Raw genomic sequence first — 1,652 nt, 5'->3', positions numbered from 1 at the left:
AACGTCGCAAGACGCTAAATGAATACCAAAGTCTCTGAGTGAACATACGTAATTCATTACGAAGTTTAATTCACGAGCATCAAACTTAAATTGAAGAGTTTGATCATGGCTCAGATTGAACGCTGGCGGCAGGCCTAACACATGCAAGTCGAGCGGTAGCACAGAGAGCTTGCTCTCGGGTGACGAGCGGCGGACGGGTGAGTAATGTCTGGGAAACTGCCTGATGGAGGGGGATAACTACTGGAAACGGTAGCTAATACCGCATAACGTCGCAAGACCAAAGAGGGGGACCTTCGGGCCTCTTGCCATCAGATGTGCCCAGATGGGATTAGCTAGTAGGTGGGGTAATGGCTCACCTAGGCGACGATCCCTAGCTGGTCTGAGAGGATGACCAGCCACACTGGAACTGAGACACGGTCCAGACTCCTACGGGAGGCAGCAGTGGGGAATATTGCACAATGGGCGCAAGCCTGATGCAGCCATGCCGCGTGTATGAAGAAGGCCTTCGGGTTGTAAAGTACTTTCAGCGAGGAGGAAGGCATTGTGGTTAATAACCACAGTGATTGACGTTACTCGCAGAAGAAGCACCGGCTAACTCCGTGCCAGCAGCCGCGGTAATACGGAGGGTGCAAGCGTTAATCGGAATTACTGGGCGTAAAGCGCACGCAGGCGGTCTGTCAAGTCGGATGTGAAATCCCCGGGCTCAACCTGGGAACTGCATTCGAAACTGGCAGGCTAGAGTCTTGTAGAGGGGGGTAGAATTCCAGGTGTAGCGGTGAAATGCGTAGAGATCTGGAGGAATACCGGTGGCGAAGGCGGCCCCCTGGACAAAGACTGACGCTCAGGTGCGAAAGCGTGGGGAGCAAACAGGATTAGATACCCTGGTAGTCCACGCCGTAAACGATGTCGACTTGGAGGTTGTTCCCTTGAGGAGTGGCTTCCGGAGCTAACGCGTTAAGTCGACCGCCTGGGGAGTACGGCCGCAAGGTTAAAACTCAAATGAATTGACGGGGGCCCGCACAAGCGGTGGAGCATGTGGTTTAATTCGATGCAACGCGAAGAACCTTACCTACTCTTGACATCCACGGAATTTAGCAGAGATGCTTTAGTGCCTTCGGGAACCGTGAGACAGGTGCTGCATGGCTGTCGTCAGCTCGTGTTGTGAAATGTTGGGTTAAGTCCCGCAACGAGCGCAACCCTTATCCTTTGTTGCCAGCGGTTCGGCCGGGAACTCAAAGGAGACTGCCAGTGATAAACTGGAGGAAGGTGGGGATGACGTCAAGTCATCATGGCCCTTACGAGTAGGGCTACACACGTGCTACAATGGCGCATACAAAGAGAAGCGACCTCGCGAGAGCAAGCGGACCTCATAAAGTGCGTCGTAGTCCGGATTGGAGTCTGCAACTCGACTCCATGAAGTCGGAATCGCTAGTAATCGTAGATCAGAATGCTACGGTGAATACGTTCCCGGGCCTTGTACACACCGCCCGTCACACCATGGGAGTGGGTTGCAAAAGAAGTAGGTAGCTTAACCTTCGGGAGGGCGCTTACCACTTTGTGATTCATGACTGGGGTGAAGTCGTAACAAGGTAACCGTAGGGGAACCTGCGGTTGGATCACCTCCTTACCTGAAAGAACCTGCCTTTGTAGTG

General features: G+C 53.3%; 1 rRNA gene. It reads left to right on the top strand.

Annotated features, from left to right (window positions below):
* Positions 1 to 87: 87 nt before the first annotated feature.
* Positions 88 to 1,627 (top strand): 16S ribosomal RNA (locus QQF33_RS03310).
* Positions 1,628 to 1,652 lie beyond the last annotated feature (25 nt).

The organism is Lelliottia wanjuensis (assembly GCF_030238365.1).
Lineage (GTDB): Bacteria > Pseudomonadota > Gammaproteobacteria > Enterobacterales > Enterobacteriaceae > Enterobacter > Enterobacter wanjuensis.
This window is presented reverse-complemented; position numbering and strand designations above follow the sequence as displayed.